The sequence below is a fragment of the Clostridium sp. ATCC 25772 genome, assembly GCF_001573875.1.
GTDB lineage: Bacteria > Bacillota > Clostridia > Clostridiales > Clostridiaceae > Clostridium_J > Clostridium_J senegalense.
In genome coordinates this window covers 110,275-128,256 of sequence record NZ_LFRG01000001.1, presented here as the reverse complement: position 1 = coordinate 128,256, position 17,982 = coordinate 110,275, and the positions used below count along the sequence as shown (strand labels likewise).

General features: G+C 29.3%; 15 protein-coding genes and 1 other RNA gene. 4 read left to right on the top strand and 12 right to left on the bottom strand.

What is annotated here, in order from left to right; all coding sequences use genetic code 11:
- Positions 1-104: 104 nt before the first annotated feature.
- From AZI32_RS00555 to glyA, 8 genes are all read right to left on the bottom strand, one after another.
- Entirely contained in the window at positions 105-1,430 is a 1,326-nt protein-coding gene (locus tag AZI32_RS00555; RefSeq protein ID WP_061993975.1) for a GlmL-related ornithine degradation protein, read from the bottom strand.
- A gap of 219 nt (positions 1,431-1,649) precedes the next feature.
- Positions 1,650-3,830 carry a D-ornithine 4,5-aminomutase subunit OraE gene (oraE, locus tag AZI32_RS00550; protein ID WP_061993974.1) on the bottom strand — a complete coding sequence of 727 codons (2,181 nt, stop codon included), beginning with the start codon at positions 3,828-3,830 and terminating at the stop codon, positions 1,650-1,652.
- Positions 3,824-4,192 (bottom strand): ornithine aminomutase subunit alpha, encoded by a 369-nt coding sequence (locus AZI32_RS00545; protein WP_061993973.1) that lies wholly within the window; start codon positions 4,190-4,192, stop codon positions 3,824-3,826. The genes oraE and AZI32_RS00545 overlap by 7 nt, the downstream gene beginning before the upstream one ends.
- 57 nt (positions 4,193-4,249) lie before the next feature.
- Positions 4,250-5,662, bottom strand: coding sequence for a 2-amino-4-oxopentanoate thiolase subunit OrtB (gene ortB / locus AZI32_RS00540; RefSeq protein ID WP_061993972.1), 1,413 nt, complete (start codon positions 5,660-5,662; stop codon positions 4,250-4,252).
- A gap of 18 nt (positions 5,663-5,680) precedes the next feature.
- Positions 5,681-5,974, bottom strand: a complete 294-nt coding sequence (gene ortA / locus AZI32_RS00535; protein WP_061993971.1) for a 2-amino-4-oxopentanoate thiolase subunit OrtA — start codon at positions 5,972-5,974, stop codon at positions 5,681-5,683.
- 16 nt (positions 5,975-5,990) lie between these two features.
- Positions 5,991-7,037 carry a 2,4-diaminopentanoate dehydrogenase gene (gene ord / locus AZI32_RS00530; protein ID WP_061993970.1) on the bottom strand — a complete coding sequence of 349 codons (1,047 nt, stop codon included), beginning with the start codon at positions 7,035-7,037 and terminating at the stop codon, positions 5,991-5,993.
- A gap of 332 nt (positions 7,038-7,369) precedes the next feature.
- Entirely contained in the window at positions 7,370-8,731 is a 1,362-nt protein-coding gene (locus tag AZI32_RS00525) for a sigma 54-interacting transcriptional regulator (RefSeq protein ID WP_061993969.1), read from the bottom strand.
- A 12-nt stretch (positions 8,732-8,743) separates the two neighbouring features.
- On the bottom strand, positions 8,744-9,979 hold the full coding sequence (gene glyA / locus AZI32_RS00520) for a serine hydroxymethyltransferase (protein ID WP_010292934.1): 1,236 nt from the start codon (positions 9,977-9,979) through the stop codon (positions 8,744-8,746).
- A gap of 503 nt (positions 9,980-10,482) precedes the next feature.
- On the opposite strand from glyA, the gene AZI32_RS00515 reads away from it, so the two are divergent.
- The 4 genes from AZI32_RS00515 to AZI32_RS00500 all read left to right on the top strand — a co-directional run bounded on the left by AZI32_RS00515 (position 10,483) and on the right by AZI32_RS00500 (position 13,233).
- Positions 10,483-11,253, top strand: a complete 771-nt coding sequence (locus AZI32_RS00515) for a threonine/serine exporter family protein (protein ID WP_061993968.1) — start codon at positions 10,483-10,485, stop codon at positions 11,251-11,253.
- A complete protein-coding gene (locus AZI32_RS00510; RefSeq protein ID WP_061993967.1) occupies positions 11,253-11,720 on the top strand; it encodes a threonine/serine exporter family protein in 468 nt (155 codons plus the stop codon). Before AZI32_RS00515 ends, AZI32_RS00510 begins: the two co-directional genes overlap by 1 nt.
- Before the next feature lie 296 nt (positions 11,721-12,016).
- The gene (locus AZI32_RS00505; protein ID WP_061993966.1) at positions 12,017-12,784 is read left to right on the top strand and encodes a threonine/serine exporter family protein; all 768 of its coding nucleotides are present in this window, start codon (positions 12,017-12,019) and stop codon (positions 12,782-12,784) included.
- Positions 12,784-13,233, top strand: coding sequence for a threonine/serine exporter family protein (locus tag AZI32_RS00500; RefSeq protein ID WP_061993965.1), 450 nt, complete (start codon positions 12,784-12,786; stop codon positions 13,231-13,233). Before AZI32_RS00505 ends, AZI32_RS00500 begins: the two co-directional genes overlap by 1 nt.
- A gap of 108 nt (positions 13,234-13,341) precedes the next feature.
- Here AZI32_RS00500 and AZI32_RS00495 read toward each other — a convergent pair whose 3' ends face one another.
- From AZI32_RS00495 to hisS, 4 genes are all read right to left on the bottom strand, one after another.
- Positions 13,342-13,911 carry a DUF3867 domain-containing protein gene (locus AZI32_RS00495; protein ID WP_061993964.1) on the bottom strand — a complete coding sequence of 190 codons (570 nt, stop codon included), beginning with the start codon at positions 13,909-13,911 and terminating at the stop codon, positions 13,342-13,344.
- A gap of 447 nt (positions 13,912-14,358) precedes the next feature.
- Positions 14,359-14,539: non-coding RNA, 6S RNA (gene ssrS / locus AZI32_RS00490), on the bottom strand.
- Positions 14,540-14,678: 139 nt separating this feature from the next.
- Positions 14,679-16,469, bottom strand: coding sequence for an aspartate--tRNA ligase (gene aspS, locus AZI32_RS00485; RefSeq protein WP_061993963.1), 1,791 nt, complete (start codon positions 16,467-16,469; stop codon positions 14,679-14,681).
- A gap of 253 nt (positions 16,470-16,722) precedes the next feature.
- Positions 16,723-17,976, bottom strand: coding sequence for a histidine--tRNA ligase (gene hisS, locus AZI32_RS00480; RefSeq protein WP_061993962.1), 1,254 nt, complete (start codon positions 17,974-17,976; stop codon positions 16,723-16,725).
- Positions 17,977-17,982 lie beyond the last annotated feature (6 nt).

Here is a 17,982-nt window from a genome sequence, read left to right as displayed (position 1 = left end):
TACCTCATAGTTTTTTTGATATTATTATATCTAAAATTTAAATCTTTTGCACTAATTAGTTTTCAGACACACCCTAATAAAGAATTTAAATATTAAATAAGACCTTATTCTAAACTTGCTCTTAAAAGTACTGATGCAAGTTCACTATCTTCTCTTGATAAAACCCCAGCAAGTGCCATTATATAAAATTTATCCAACAAAACTATGGCATCTTCTTTAGGATGCATCGTTAAATCATTTCCAATATATTTTATCATATTCAAAGATTCTTTTCCCTTTGGTAACCTAGTAAGAGCTCCTCCCGTTCCAATTATATATTTCACCTTTGATAAATCTTTTCCATAAGCTAAAAAATTTTTTCCACTACCATAAGATCTTTTTATTACACCAATATGTCTTTTAATTGCCAACTCAACAGCTTTTTTACATAAAGCACTACTCCATTTTTTTTCTTCTTCTGAATCTGGTATAGGTTTTATATTGTTTTGTATCTGTACATCTGTTAATCCTTGTTTTTCATCTTTACTTAAATTTGAAATTAAATTTACGCTATTTATATAAACTCCTAAATCTCCTTCAACAGTTCTTTTGGCCTTAGGCTCTGGTATTACTAGCATATCTAATATTTCTTTAGATCCTTCCGTCACTGAATGAACATCTGTCGTTGCTCCCCCTACATCTATAACAACTAAATCACCTATATTTTCATACAAAAGTTTTGTAGCTTCCATTACAGCCCCTGGTGTGGTCATTATTGCACCATCTACCATTTTTCTTATCTGTTCCATACCTGGTGCTTTAACAATATTTCTTTCAAATACTTCTTGTATAATTTTTCTTGCAGGTTCTACATTAATCTCATCTACCCTAGGATAAACATTATCTATTATATATAACTCATCACTTTCAAATATTCCCTTTACTTCTTCTACATTAGCTGTATTTCCACAATATACTATAGGTATATTTAAATTTTCATTTTTTATTATTTCTGAATTATATAGTGCTGTATCCCTTTCACCATAATCTGTTCCACCTGCAATCATAATAAGATTTGGACTAATTTCCTTTATTTTTTTTATATCGCTTTTTCTTAGTTTTCCAGCTGTGACCATTTTTATTATTCCGCCTGCGCCTAGAGCTGCTTCTCTAGCCGCTTTTACTGTCATATCTTCCACAAGACCATGAACTGTTATTTTCAATCCTCCAGCGGCGCTACTTGTTGCTAACATTTTTTTATATTGAATACTTTCTCCTATAGCATTTTCTATGTCTTTAATGGCATTTTTAAGACCTATAGTTACATCTCCATCAAGCACTGTTGTAAAAGCCTTACCTTGTCCCACAATTTCACAACCATTAGTAAAACTTAGTGCTGTAACTAATGTTGTAGTGCTACCTATTTCAGCTACCAAGTAATCTACCTTCATTATTTATTTTCACCCCCTTATTATTTTTAATTTCACTTATGTTTTATTATAGGGAAACAAGCTCCAATTTAAATTTATTCAACACCCTTAAAATATTTTTACACAAGATGTAGTGTTGAATTCTAAGTGATTCGGAGCATGTCTCACTATTTTAGGTATCCAAGTTTTGGAATGAATAACTTTAAGAGTCAACTTGGAATCCTAAATTAATACACTTAATTATTCTTCATTTTTTTTCATAAGAGTTTCAATTATAAATGATGCTACATCATTACCATGAGTTCCTCTTCCAAATCCACCATCCATACCATTTGCTACAGCTATTTCATTAGTTACTTGTGTCCCCCCTGAAACTAATATAAATTTATCCCTAACACCTTTTTCCACACAAAGATCATGTATTTTTTTCATATTCTTAGTGTGTACGTCATTATGAGTTATTATCGTACTAGCTACTATAGCCTGAGCTTTTGTTTCTATAGCAGCATCTATTAATTTTTCTACTGGACAAGATGTTCCTAAATAAACACACTCTATCCCATATCTTTCTATTCCACCATGTTTTATATCTATAATTTCTCTTAATCCAACAGAATGTTCATCTTCTCCTACAGTAGCCGCAACTATCTTTATAGGATTTTCTTTAACATATTCTCTCATCAAATCATCACTTAAAAGTTCTTTTTTCTCTGGAACTTTTAATTCGTCTTTTTTAACTGCAAAATTAACTCTCCCTTTAATTTCTACTAAAGTTCCCTCTGCATCTTGCATAATTTGTTTATGAATAACTTCAACATCTATTAAATTCATATTTTTACCCATTTCAAGGGCTGCTGCTTCTGCAGTACGTTCTTCTTCAGGTATAAAAATAGTAGCGGATACATATCCATCTTTTTTCCATTCTACCTCTGGAATTATAGTTCCATCCTCTTTAACTTTTTCCATTCTTCTATAAACATTATCTTCCTCATCTAACTCATCAATATATTGGATTTTTCCATGTTTACATAAAGTACATCCATCTATAGATTCACATGGTTTTTTATATTTTTCTGGTATATTATTATAACCAAAGTGACCACAAACTGGAGCAAAATAGTGTTCATCTCTTTCTACTACTGTACCAACTCCTATACCACCATCTATCTTTCTTGAAATTCCATCACTGTTTCTTGCTGGATATTCTCCTGAGTCAACGAAAAATCCTTTTTCTACTGCTTCAAAATATCCTCCATTTTCTAATATTTCTTCTAAAAAAAGCACTGCTCTTTCTTTGAGTTCTCTAACTTTTTCTCCTAAATAACCATCTTTTTTAAGCTCAACTAAATCCATTAAACCATCCATACCTATTAATGCCTGTTTTGCAGTATTAACAGCATGTATATTATTATAATGCCAAGGTACATTTCTACCTTCATCAGGTGTTATAGTACTTTGAATATCAACTGATGTAAGTTTTGAAATCAAAAGATTTAATGTATGAGTTACTGTAGCTTCCCTAGTGCACGAATCCATGTATTTTGTATTCATTTGAGCTCTCATTTTATAATTTCTAAACAATTCTCTAAGTGCTACTGCATAAGGCAAATCATATCTTAGACAAGGTGCTGGAGGTGCTGTTGGCGGTACTGTTGAAAGAGCTATATTTTCACTTTTCATTCCTATAAGTTCAGAAAATTTTGAATTTATAGCATGTTGTACCATAAGCTCTGGCATTACATTATATCCTTTCATAGCTGTTGCATTAGCATTATGTGCTCCATCTATTTGAAGGGTACCTGCCCATGCCATAAGTTTTTTTGCAACTGCAGCATCTACAAAAGAACGTACCATATTTATATTTCTATATAATACATTGTATTGTGGATCTTGGTGTGCACCATTTACTCCTTCCTCCGCAAACATAACTGCAATATCTGGTCCTGCTACACCTGAAACATATGAGTGAAAATTAATAGGTCTTCCTACTTCTTCTTCTATTAAATCTAAAGCTTTTCTTGTAGCTCTAACTTCTTTTCTTGTAATTGGAACTCCACCTATCCCTTCTGGTGTTCCTTCTATCAATCCATCATAATGACTTTGCCCTGCTGTTCTTATAACCATTATATGATCCGCACCATGCCAAGCAGCCATTCTCATTCTTCTTATATCATCTTCAAATCTCCCAGAAGCTATTTCCGATGTAATTATAGGTATCGGTTGAGGATCTATATTGTTAAAACTTCTAGATGATGGAAGACTTCTACTGTTTTCTAAAAGCTTACTAATTTCCTTATAAGTAAATTCACCAATAGGTTCATCATGTTCTTCTCTCCAATGCCAACCTCTTCTCTTAGGTGTGTATTTATCTAAATCTTTTAATATTTCTTCCACATTGATTTTTTTATCCTTTTCTAACAATTTTTATCCCCCCTAAACATTTCAACAGTTTCACTCCAACCATTACCCTCTGCCAAAATTCTACCTGCTTCTATATACCCTATATCCTTTTTATTTGCATATTTTAAAACTACATTTCCAATACCCTTTTGCAATAAATTTAATTTATTGCCTTCTGCTACTATTTTTCCAGCTTCTATACTAGAAAATCCCATTCTCAAAAGAACAGACCTTTCAATTGATGGTGAGGTATTTTTGTATGATAAATCCACTAGTGGTTTTACTATTTCCTCTGTTAAGCTCCAAAATTTTTCGTAAAGCTCTTCATCACTTAAATTTTGCAAATGCTTTCTTCTTAATTGAAAATCATCTTCTCTTTTCATTGTCCATCCCCCCATTTTAATAAAAATTAAGCTTAAATACTATTATGAATCATTAGTTTATTTCACATATACCTTAAATTCTTTAAGAATATCTAACAAATCCAGTTTTGACAATTTAGTCTCTTCACATAAAAAGTCTAAATCTGTCATGTCTATAGTTTTATCTTGTAAGTTTTTAACACTATTTTTTATAAGAGACTTTCTATAACGATTTAAATCTTTTTCTGATATAGATATTTTAGATGGATTTTCTGGAAGAATAATATTCTTACCTGGAATTTCTTCTTTAGGATTACCAACTATAATATCTATTCCATTTTCTTTTGCAAAGGTTAATTGTGGTAAGATATGCTTTCCAGCACCAGTATATTCTGTTTCCTGAACAACTAGAATATCATCATCTTCCATCTCTTGAGCTATTACAAATGCCGCTGCTAATGACGTATTTCCTGCCGGTCCTCTTTCTAAACCTTCTATTTTTGATAATAATTCAGTAACATAAAAAACCTCTCCTTGACTCAAGGTAACATATCTATCTAAATACCTTAATGGTCTTGCTGCACTTCTTGGTACATCACTTCTATCTGGCCACACCATAAATGGTATTCCAAAACCAGTATGTCCAGTAGTAAAAGATTTTCTATTAAAATCAGTATCACTTGCCATATGAAGTCCTTCCAAATCAACAGAAGCTCCTATGACTTTAGTATCAACTGCACCTGCCTTTATAAGCCCTCTTGCTGTACCAGTGACATTACCACCACCAGCATGTGTTGAAATAACAGCTACAGGATCTTTACCAAACCTTTCTCTACACTCAGTAGCTATTTCATAACCTAAAGTTTCAATTCCTGCTACTCCATAAGATGAATATAATGAAGCATTATAAAACCCTGTTTCCTCTAAGACTTCTAAGAATGTATAAAATAATTCTGGCCCTGCTGTAAGTTGTATAACTTCAGCACCTAAACAATCACATTTTCTTCCTTTTTCTATTATTTCAGGTTGTCCTACCTTCTTTGAATCATAACATTCCTGAACTATTATAGATTTCAGTCCTTGCATAGATGCTTGAGAAGCAACTGCTGCACCATAATTTCCAGATGTTGCTGATACAACGCCCTTATACCCTCTTATTTTTGCATCATAAACAGATACGGATGCTCTTCTATCTTTAAAACTTCCTGATGGATTACAACTTTCATCTTTTATAAAAATTCTAGCCGCTTTTCCCGTCTTAGATACTTTACGTGCTAAATTAGTTATATTTTTCAATTCTAATAAAGGTGTATTTCCTACTCCTACTCTGCTCTGAATCTTCATTACTTCTCCTAATGAATATCCTATATCTCTCATCATTCCTTCATAATCAAAGGCAATTTTTCCAATTTCATACTTTGAAAAATCTATACCTACTGATTTAATCATTATTTCATTCTTTCTAGACATTAGCTTTTCATATTTGTTCAAAACTTTCACCTCCTAAAACTAATTTTCAAATAAAATTTCTTTAGCTTGCTTTCCTATATAGTCAATTTCACTTATATGTTTACCAAAACTATGATTATAGTTAGGATTTTCTTCAACTAATACACCTCGTATCTTTCTTCCTATAATAGTTTCAATTTCAACTTCCTCCCCAATATTGCAATCCATAAGAACATGTCCTCTTACCCACATTTTCAGTGGAGTCGATTTTGTATCTTCCGGTATATTTTTAGCTCTATCCTCACTAGATAATACTATCTTTGATATTTCAACATAACTTCCTTTTTTTATCATATTTCTCCTCCTTAATTTATTTTAAATAATAATTTAATTGATCTACAAAATTATTCTCTATAACATGAGGGATTTGCATATCTATCATCGTTTTTAAACCACTCTTACTTGCTAAAACCTGTGGAATCATATTAATTGTAATAGCTGCTGTTCCTATATTACCTGGAGTCTCCGGTGTTATATGAAGATGTAAATCCCCATCTCCATAAATATCTATATAATCACCAGTTTCAAAACCTTCACATTGAGGATATATTTGCTGTGTATGCTCTAAAACTATTATTTTTTTATTATTTTTATAAGCTATAGCTAAATGGTTACACCCTGCAACCATTCCTGGGTGTACTATAACGGTGTCTGTTTCTCTATAAGTATTTGATATAATAGGTTCTTTACTTTCAACTATCTCATCATATTTTAGTCCTAATGTATTAGCTATCATAGGTATGGATTGAGCAAAACCTATATGTCCCTTTATAGTCCCTATTTCTGTGCCTTTTTCAAATTCCTGAATTGTAGTACCTACCCCTTGACTTTTTATAATTGTTCTTCCAAGTTTTGATAAATCACTAACTCTACTGGCTCTTATTGATTTTATATTTTTACAAGAAGCAGTGAGCATTATAATAAGAGAATCTAGTATAAATCCTGGGTTAATGCCTGTGCCAAGTATTGTAACATTATTTATTTTTGCCAAATTATCAATTTGTTTAGATATATTTGGTTCTATTGAATAAGGATATGTCATCTCTTCAGCAATTGTTATGCAATTTATTTTATTTTCTATTATCAGTTCTATTTCTGGAAATATAGATTTTACAAATGAATCAATAGATAATACAACAATATCTGCCTTTACACTTCTAATTATTTCTACGGGATTATCACTAATAACAACATCACTATTACCATAATTTAAATATTCGCTCAATTTTAACCCAACTTTTAATTTATCCTTATCTATAGCTCCTACTATTTCTAAACCCTCTTTATCTAATGTCATTTTTACCATTTCACTGCCTATAACCCCTAATCCCCAGAAAATTATTTTTATGCTTTCCATGCTCATTCCCCCAATTAATGGAAATATAATTTTTAGCTATTTTATATTTAAATGTTTATATTTAAATTAATGTAAATTATTATAATCTACTAAATTATTAAAGCAATTTCAATGCCATATTTAATAGTAATATATGTTAGTTTTTCTATTAAAATCTCTGTTTTGTTTTAACAAACTTTAAACTTTCTTTGAATAATGACCATTTTTTTGCACTAAATGCAAATTTTTTGCACTTATTAAAGATTAAAATACCATTTTTTATTAAGTAAACATAAAAAAACTAGAATAAATGCAAAAATATATGCACTCATTCTAGTTCATAAACATATTTACTAATTTATAGAATATTTTTTTAGTTTATATTGAAGATTTTGCCTAGATATCTTAAGTTCTTTTGCTGTCCTAGTGATATTTCTTCCATTTTTCGAAAAAATTCTTTCTATAATTTCTTTCTCCAGGTTATCTAAATAATCACTAATTGAAATATTTCCTTCCCAAAAACAAAGTTTTTCACTTTTATTGTTAAATATAGCTTTATTTTCAAAGTATTCCTTACTTAATATTTCACCTTCATCTATCATATTCATTGCTGCTTCTATGACATTTTTAAGTTCTCTTATATTTCCATGCCATTCATAATTTAAAAAATCTTCTATAACCTTTTCGTCTATTAACTTAATATTTTTATTCAAAATATTATTATAATAATCCAAAAAGTAAATAGCTATTTTTTCAATATCCTCTTTACGTTCTCTTAGTGGCGGTATGTTAATTCTTATAACACTTAACCTATAGTAAAAATCTTTTCTAAGTTTACCACTATCAATAAGTTTTTCAGGCTCCTCATTTAATGTTGCTATAATTCTAACGTCTATATCTACTATTTTGTTACTCCCTATTGGTCTTATATATCCATCTTGAAGAACTCTTAAAAGTTTAGATTGAAGATAAGGTTCCATAGAATTAACTTCATCTAAAAGTATTGTTCCTCCATTAGCTTCTTCAAATAAGCCTTTTTTATTTTCCGCTCCAGTAAAACTTCCTTTTACAGTTCCAAACAACATAGCTTCTAATAGAGCACTAGGTATAGCCGCACAGTTTATAGGAATAAATGGCTTGTCTTTTCTAGCTCCACCATAATGTATACTTTGAGCAAAAACCTCTTTACCAGTTCCAGTTTCTCCATATATTAAAACCGATGAACTACTCAAACTAGCCCTTAAAGATTTATTTACTTCATTTTTAAGAATTAAATTATCTCCTATTATATCTTTAAATTCATAATGATTTCTTTTAGCTTTTTTATTATTTTTCTCTAAATCACATAATTTTTCATTTAAACTTTTTATTTGAGTCATATCTTTTGCAATCTCTATAGCTGCTATAACCTTATCATTCGCAATTACTGGAACTGTTGTATTTATAGATGTTATTTTTCTGCCTTCTTTATTAAAATAATTCTGTAATACATCCTTATATTCTTTTTTCTCTTTAAGTGCTTTCATAAGTGTAGAGCCATTTTCCATTGCTTTTAAGTATTCATAAACTTTTTTACCTAATACTTCTTCTTTTTTCAAGCCTTCTATTTTTTCCATTGCACAATTATAATAAATAGTTTTCCCCTTATTATCTACAATGTGTATTCCCTCGTTAATATTGTTTATTAAATACTGTAAAATATGCTCACTTTTCATTTTAACTCACCACTACATATATAATGGATGTTTATTACAAAGTATAGCTACTCTTTCTTTTATTCCTTCTAAATCTTTTCCTCTATTTTCTACTACATCATTTATTAAAGAAGCTATTTCTTTCATATCTTCTTCCTTAAATCCCCTTGTTGTTACTGCTGCAGTACCAACTCTTATTCCACTTGTTATAAATGGACTTTTTGTTTCAAATGGTATAGTGTTTTTATTTACTGTAATTCTTACCTCATCTAACATAGCTTCTAATTCTTTACCTGTTAAATCCTTACTTGTTAAATCTACAAGCATAACATGGTTATCTGTACCACCAGAAACTATTCTAAATCCATAGTTTTCAAGTTCCTCACCTAAAACTTTTGCATTTTTTACAACTTGGTCTATATATGTTTTAAAATCATCTTCCATTGCTTCTTTAAAACAAACAGCTTTTGCTGCTATACAATGCATTAAAGGTCCACCTTGCATTCCTGGGAATATAGATTTATCTAATTTTTTAGCAAATTCTTCTTTACAAAGTACAGCTCCACCTCTTGGTCCTCTTAAAGTTTTATGAGTTGTAGTTGTTACAAAATCTGCATATGGAACTGGTGATGGATGATGTCCTGTAGCAACTAATCCTGCTATATGAGCCATATCTACCATAAAATATGCTCCTATTTCATCAGCTATTTCTCTAAACTTTTTAAAATCTATAACTCTTGAATAAGCACTTGCCCCAGCAACTATTAATTTTGGCTTATATTCTAATGCTTTTGCTCTAACATCTTCATAATCTATAGTTTCTGTTTCCTTATCTACACCATAAGATACAAATTTATATAATTTTCCTGAAAAATTAACTGGACTACCATGGGTCAAATGCCCACCATGACTTAAATCCATTCCAAGTACTGTATCTCCTGGATTTAAAACTGTTAAATATACAGCCATATTCGCTTGAGAACCTGAATGTGGTTGAACATTTGCATGATCTGCATTAAATAATTTTGTCATTCTATCTCTTGCTAAATCTTCTACCTTATCTACAGCAAAGCATCCACCATAATATCTTTTTCCTGGATAACCTTCTGCATATTTATTAGTTAGTACTGAACCTAACGCTCTTATAACTCCTTCTGATACAAAGTTTTCTGATGCAATTAGTTCAATATGATCTTCTTGACGTTGTGTTTCCTCATTAATAAATTCTAGTAACTCTTTGTCATTAAGTTGTAAATTATTTAAATTCATTCTTTTGCCCCCCTAAATATATTGAATATTAAATTTTTAATTATGCAAAATAATAATGTTTTTAAAATCTTATTAATTTTAGCATTATTTTATTAACATTGTAACAAATTCTTCTATATTTCACAAACTTTAAATTTAAAAATTTTTTTATAATTTACATACAAATTTAAATAAATTATGTAATCGATATAATTAATAATTCATTTAAAAAATACATAGTTTATTACATATTTTATTTTTAAATATACAATAAATATTAATCTATATTTTTCCAAATGAAAACGAATACCATTCTATTTTTTTACATTTATTAAAATATTATTCAATTTTTTAGTAAAAATATGGAACCCCAAAAAACTTGTTAAAAAATTATTAATAAATTTTAAATTTAAAATTAACAGAAAAATAAATTTTAATTCTTAAATATTTTCATATCCTATTGAATTTTGCAAATTTTTATATATAATTGAATAAGCATAATTTTTTCATCGAAAGGAGTAGCCATGTATACTGATAATATTATTCATATAGCAGCAGATGCTGGTAAAATAATGCTTGAAAATGGTGGCGAGACTTATAGAGTTGAACAGACTATTTCTATGATATGTCAAGCTTTTGGATTTAAAGATGTAGAGAACTTTGTTACTCCAACAGTTATAGTTCTTTCTATAACAAATAAAAATTCTGAAACTATAACTACGGTTAGGCGTTTAAAAAATAGAACAGTAAATCTTAAAAAAGTTGCCCTTATAAATGATTTGTCTAGAAATCTCTATACGAATACTTTATCTATGGATGATATAAAAAAAGAATTACATTACATAAATAATATCCCTGCGTATAGTTCCGACGCAAGTTTAATAAGTTCTACTCTTACAGCAGGATTCTTTACATTACTATTTGGAGGAAATTTAAAAGACTTCTTTATTTCTTGCTTTATCGGACTTCTCATAACTTTTATAGCAAGGCTTTTTGATAAATATGAAGTAAATAATTTTTTTAGTAATGTTTGTGGTGGGTTAATCTCTTCTTCTATTGCAGTTATTATAAATCATATTAATCCATCTTTTAATGTAGATACTATAATAATAGGTTCTATAATGCTCTTGGTTCCTGGATTAGTTATTACTAATGCTATTCGCGATACTTTATCTGGAGATTTACTTTCTGGTATTTCTCGTTCTGTAGAAGCTTTAATAATAGCTGCTAGCATAGCAATCGGAACTGCAATTGGATTTAAAGTCTGGATATTTATCTTAGGAGGTACATTATAGTGAAAGTATTGATATTAGCCTTTATATATGCATTTATAAGTTCTTTAGGATTTGGAATATTATTTAATGTTAGAGGTAAAGATTTATTTTTTGCCTCTCTTGGTGGCGGTCTGTCGTGGTTTGTGTATAAATTAGCTATTCTAAATGGACTTTCAGATGTATTAGCTTTGTTTTTAGGAACATTAATGGTTAGTATTGTTGCTGAAATATGTGCTCGTGTATTTAAAAATCCAGTAACTGTATACCTTATTTGTGGATTAATTCCTCTTGTTCCCGGAAGTGGAATGTATTATACAACCTTTGAGGCTGTTAAAGGAAATTATTCAGCCGCTCTTACAAAAGGTATACAAACTTTATTTAATGCTGGTTCAATTTCTGTATCAGTTATGTTTGTTTCTACATTAAGTAGACTTTTAACAAAAATAATTTTAAAATCCAAATTAAAAAAAGCGGAGAGTCAGCGGTAATCTTTATTAATAAACTAAATAACTTCTTATACCAACATATTTGGAGAATATATAATTGAATTTCTTCAAAATGTTGGTTTTTTTATTAAAAATTCAAAAAAATGAAGGATTTTGAAGTTCGCATTTTTTATATACTATATTTTTTTAACTACTATAAAATTTTAATAATACAATATATACAAAATATATTGTATTATTAAAATTTTGCAATTTTTTTATATCCTATTGAACTTTCTTTATATTTCTAGCTATAATTATGAGGAGCATTGTTAAATTTATAATAGAGAGGAGCATAAATGGATACTGATAATATTATTCACATAGCTGCAGATGCTGGTAAGCTGATGCTTGAAAATGGTGGAGAAACTTATAGAGTTGAACAAACAATTTCCACAATATGCAAAACATTTGAAATACATAACGTAAACAGTTTTATAACACCAACAACTATTGTAATTTCTATTAACAATAATGGTGAAACTGTTTCTACTGTGAGAAGATTAACAGGAACAACAGTAAATTTAAAAAAGGTTTCATTAGTGGCTGATTTATCAGAGCGAATATCTAATAAATCTATTCCAACAAGTGAAATTAAAAGAGAATTAAGATACATATCTACCCTTCCGCCTTATAGTGATGATACTGTTTTAATAAGCTCAATGTTTGCTGCAGGATTCTTCGCATTACTATTTGGAGGTGCTTTCAGAGATTTTTTCATTTCTTTTTTTATAGGAATGTTAATTACATTAAACGGTAGAATTTTCAAAAAATATAATGTTAACAGTTTTTTTGCAAATGTATGTGGAGGATTTACAGCTTCTTCAATTGCTGTTATTGCACATCATTTTAATCCGAACTTTAACATCGATAAAATAATTATAGGAGCTATAATGCTTCTTGTCCCTGGACTTTTAGTTACTAATGCTATTAGGGATACTCTTAATGGAGATTTAATTTCAGGTATCTCTAGGGCCGTCGAAGCTTTAATTATAGCAGTAAGCATTGCTATAGGAACTGCAATTGGATTCAAGTTATTCATATTTATTTTAGGAGGTACTCTATAATGCCTCAATTATTATTAGATTTTATATATGCATTTATGAGCACAGTATGTTTTGGTGTTATATTTAATATCAGAGAAAAGCATTTATTCTTTACTGCTTTCGGTGGCGCATTGTCTTGGGTAGTGTATAAATATTTATTATTTTTAGGCTACTCAGCTGTAGTTTCCATGTTTTTTGGTACAATAGCTGTAAGTATGGTATCAGAAATTTGTGCAAAAATTTTTAACAAACCAGTAACCTTGTACTTAATTTGCGGATTAATTCCTTTAGTTCCTGGAAGTGGAATGTATTATACTACTTTCGAAACTGTAAAAGGAAATTATGCGCTATCTTTAATCAAAGGATTAGACACATTATCTTACGCTGGTTCAATAGCTGTAGCTGTAATTCTTACCTCTACAGTAGCAAATCTTTTAACTAGTATATTTTCTAAAAAACGCACTTATTAAATTTTTTAATATAAAAACGTCCCCAACTTACAAATTGGGGACGTCCATAAATTTGAACATATGCTCAAATTTCAAGCCTTTAAAGATAGATTTTGTTATATTTTGGTTTTAATATTCATACTCTTTCGCATTTTCACATATAGAGATTTTAAGTACTTTTCCTTCTAACAATTTTTTATAGGAGCACAAAAACTCATTTAACTCTATATCTTGAATATCTATTTTATTAGAGCTTCTTAATATAACATTTTCTTGTTCTAATAAAATATCTAAATCATTAATATCATTAGTTATTTTATATATCATAACAGCAGAACTTTGGGTTTTACCTTGATATTTTTCTTGAAAACTAATGGTTTTTCTTAAATTTTCATATTCTTCGGTTATATTTCCAAGACCCATAGAATTTAAATCAACACCAAAATCTTTCATTTGATTTTGTAAATCCTCAGTATCAAATCCATACCTCTCCATAAGTTTCTTTTGGATATTCATTAATTTTTCATTAGATATAGAGTTTTTATCCATATATTCTTTTAAACTCTTTGTAAAATCACTTATATTCATTTTTCCTTGTGACATTGAATAATACAACTCATATATATAATTTTCAAATTTATCGATATCTTTATCACTTGCTTTAGTTTTTAACTCATTAAAATTAATTATATCACTCATATACTTGTTAACTAATTATTTAAACTAGTTAGTCCTCCTTTTTTATACTTATATGTATTGTAACATGATATTAAGCCTCACAGCCGTAAAATTCCATTATGTTTCAGCTATATTAAAATATATAATAAATTTTTTAACCATTATAAAACTTAAATACCAAATCACCATTTACATTCTATTATGGTTAGTAGAATGCTCCATTCTAATTTTGAACTTATTTCATTTCAAAGATAATGCACTACATTACCTCTTATTAGCTTGTAGCTGCACAAAACGCTCTTAGCCAACCTAATATAGTATTAATAATTTTCATGTCAAAAATACGTTGTTTTAGCTAACCCCTAGCAATAAACTATTCTTAAATTTTCATATAACGAACGGTTTTTATTTATGCTTTTTATTTAGTATAAAAAAAAGGTTACATAAATGCAACCTTTAATTCTTTAAATTAACCCCACTATGCCGTCTCCAAGGCGTATTTGAACCCGTGCTACCACGGGTGGAATCCTCCTTTATTTTTCTGGTACTTAAGCCGTACTCAAGTCAACACTCCAAATAAAGAGCAGTGATTCCTATTGTTAAAATGTTGGCTCAATATAGGCCTTTTCCACGCACACAGTAGGAAAATTAATTCAACTTATAATTCTATTATATACTAACAGTAATATTTTTTCAAATATTTATTAATACTTTTTAACAAAGTTTATTATACTTTTATTTTGTCCATAATTTTGAAATATATGCTCAACATATAATTTCTTTTAATATTAATTTTCTTCTTTTTTTACATCAGTTTTAATACATAATTCTTGCAATTGTTTATCATCAACAAGATTTGGAGCCTCACTCATTGGACAATACGCATTTTGATTTTTAGGGAATGCTATAACATCTTTTATGTTATCTGTTCCAGCTAAGAACATAACCATTCTATCAAAACCATATGCAAGTCCGCCATGTGGAGGTGGTCCATATTTGAATGCTTCTAATAAAAATCCAAATCTCTCCCATGCACTTTCTTTACTAAATCCTAAAAGTTCAAACATTTTTTGTTGAAGTTTAGTATCATGAATTCTTATACTACCTCCACCAAGCTCTTCTCCATTTAAAACTATATCATATGCTTTAGCTCTAACACTTAAAGGATCTACCTCTAAAAGTTCTAAATCTTCATCCATAGGACATGTGAACGGATGATGTAATGCTACATGTCTTTTTTCTTCTTCATCATATTCTAATAATGGGAACTCTGTTATCCACACAAAATTAAATTCATTATTATCTTTTAATATTTCAAGCTGTTTTGCAATCTCTAATCTTAATGCTCCTAATGATTGTAATACTATATTATCTACATCTGCAACTATTAATACTAAATCTCCAACTTTAGCTCCTGCAGCATTTAATAAATTTTGCATTTCTTCTTCACTAAAGAATTTAGCTATTGGTGATTTAATTTCTTCTTCTTTCCATGCTATCCATGCTAATCCTTTTGCTTTATATGTTTTAACAAATTCTCCAAGTTTATCTATTTTTTTTCTTCCCATATCTGAAGCGCCTTCTACTGTTAAAGCTCTTACAGAACCACCATTTGCTATTGCATTTTTAAATACTGCAAACTCACTACCTTTGACAGCATCTGTGATATTCTTAATTTCCATACCAAATCTTAAATCAGGTTTATCAGAACCGTATTTTTCCATAGCTTCCTTAAATGGCATTCTTTTTATTGGAAGTTGTACATCTATTCCTTTTATTTCTTTAAATACTTTTTTAATCAGTCCTTCATTTAATGCTATTACATCATCAACTTCTACAAATGACATCTCTAAGTCTATTTGTGTAAATTCAGGTTGTCTATTTGCTCTTAAATCTTCGTCTCTAAAACATTTTACTATTTGATAGTACTTATCAAAACCTGAAACCATAAGCAATTGCTTAAATATTTGTGGTGATTGTGGTAATGCATAAAACATTCCAGGATAATTCCTACTAGGAACCAAATAATCTCTAGCTCCTTCTGGAGTACTCTTAGTTAACATAGGTGTTTCCATCTCTAAGAAACCATTTTCATCTAAATAATCCCTTACAATCTTATTTGCTTTATTTCTTATCATAAAGATATTTTGCATATCTGGTCTTCTTAAATCTAAATATCTATATTTTAATCTTATATTTTCTGCTGCATCTAAATTTTCCTTTATATATATTGGAGGAGTTTCTGATTCAGATAATATTTTTATACTTTCTCCCTTTAACTCTACCATTCCAGTTGGAATATTATTGTTTGGAGATTCTCTTCTTACCATTTCACCAGTTACAGCTATACAATACTCTGATTTAGCCAAATCAGCTTTTTCAAAAGCCTCTTTATTTATTTCCTCTCCAAACATTACTTGTAGTATGCCAGTTCTATCTCTTAAATCTATAAAAACTAGACCACCTAAGTTTCTTTTTCTTTGGACCCATCCCATTACAGTAACCTTTTGAGAAACATGTTCCTCTCTAAGTTCACCGCACATCATGGTTCTTTTAAGCCCATTTAATGCTTCTCCCATATTTGTACCTCCTAAAAATTACTTATCCTTTATGTATAGATATACAAAAAATTATTAAATATTTATAACATAAATTTTATTCCGATTGTAGCAATAGTAGCTACAACTTCATTATATGGGTTTCACATCTAAAGTAAAATCTGTTTAGATATGAAACCCAATTAAAACAAAAACTTAAAATTATATTAGTTTTATAGTGCTCAAAATCTTCAAATTATAAATTAAGAAGTAGTTTTTCATTCCTACAGTAAAACTAATTATTTTTAATTACATCTGATATTTCATCTATACTATCTAAACTAAGTTCGAATTGATTTCCATCATCCATTCTTTTTAGTTTGAATATTCTATTATTTATTTCTTCTTCCCCTAAAACTGCTGTAAAACTTGCTCCCATTTTATTAGCAAACTTCATCTGAGCTTTAACACTTCTTCCAATATGATCACAATCAGCTTTTATTCCTAAGTGTCTTAAGGCATTAACAAGTTTAACAGCTTCTATCTTAGAACTTTCACCCATTGATACAATATAAGCATCAATGTAATTTGGCTTTGGTATTTCTATACCTTTTTCTTCAAGAGTTAATAATAATCTCTCCATTCCCATACCGAAACCTACAGCAGGTATATCTTGACCACCAATTTCTTTAATTAAGCCATCATATCTACCACCACCACAAAGGGTGAATCCATTATCCATAACTTCGAATATAGTTTTAGTATAATAGTCTAGGCCTCTAACAACCATCGGATCTATAACATAGCTAATTCCTACAGCCTCTAAATATGTTTTTAAATTTTCAAAGTGATTTTTACAATCATCACATACATAATCTAGTGTTATAGGCGCATCTTTTACAATTTCTTTACATGCTTCAACTTTACAGTCTAATATTCTTAATGGATTCTTTTCTAACCTACTATGGCAAGTTGGACATAATCCTTCTTTTTTTAACTCTAAATATTCTTTTAATGCATCATTATATTTTTGTCTACAATTTGGACATCCTAAATTATTTATATGAAGCTCTAATCCTTCTATTCCAAAGTGTTTATAAACATCCATAATTATACTTATTATTTCAGCATCTACGGAAGCCTGTTGCGAACCAAAAACTTCAACACCAAATTGATGATGTTGTCTTAATCTACCTTTTTGCATTTTTTCATATCTAAATGCTGGTGTAAAATAATATAACTTTGTTGGTTGCGCATCTGCATAAAGTGCATTTTCAACAAATGCTCTAACAGCCGGTGCTGTACCTTCAGGTTTTAATGTTATACTTCTTCCACCTTTGTCTTCAAAAGTATACATTTCCTTTTGCACTATATCTGTTGTTTCACCAACACCTCTTTTAAACAAATCTGTACTTTCAAACATTGGAGTTCTTACTTCTAAACAACCGTATTTAGCAGCTATATCTCTCATTAAGTTTTCTACATAATGCCACTTATACACCTCTGATGGTAATATATCCTTAGTTCCTTTCGGCGCTTTAAAGTTCATGAAATT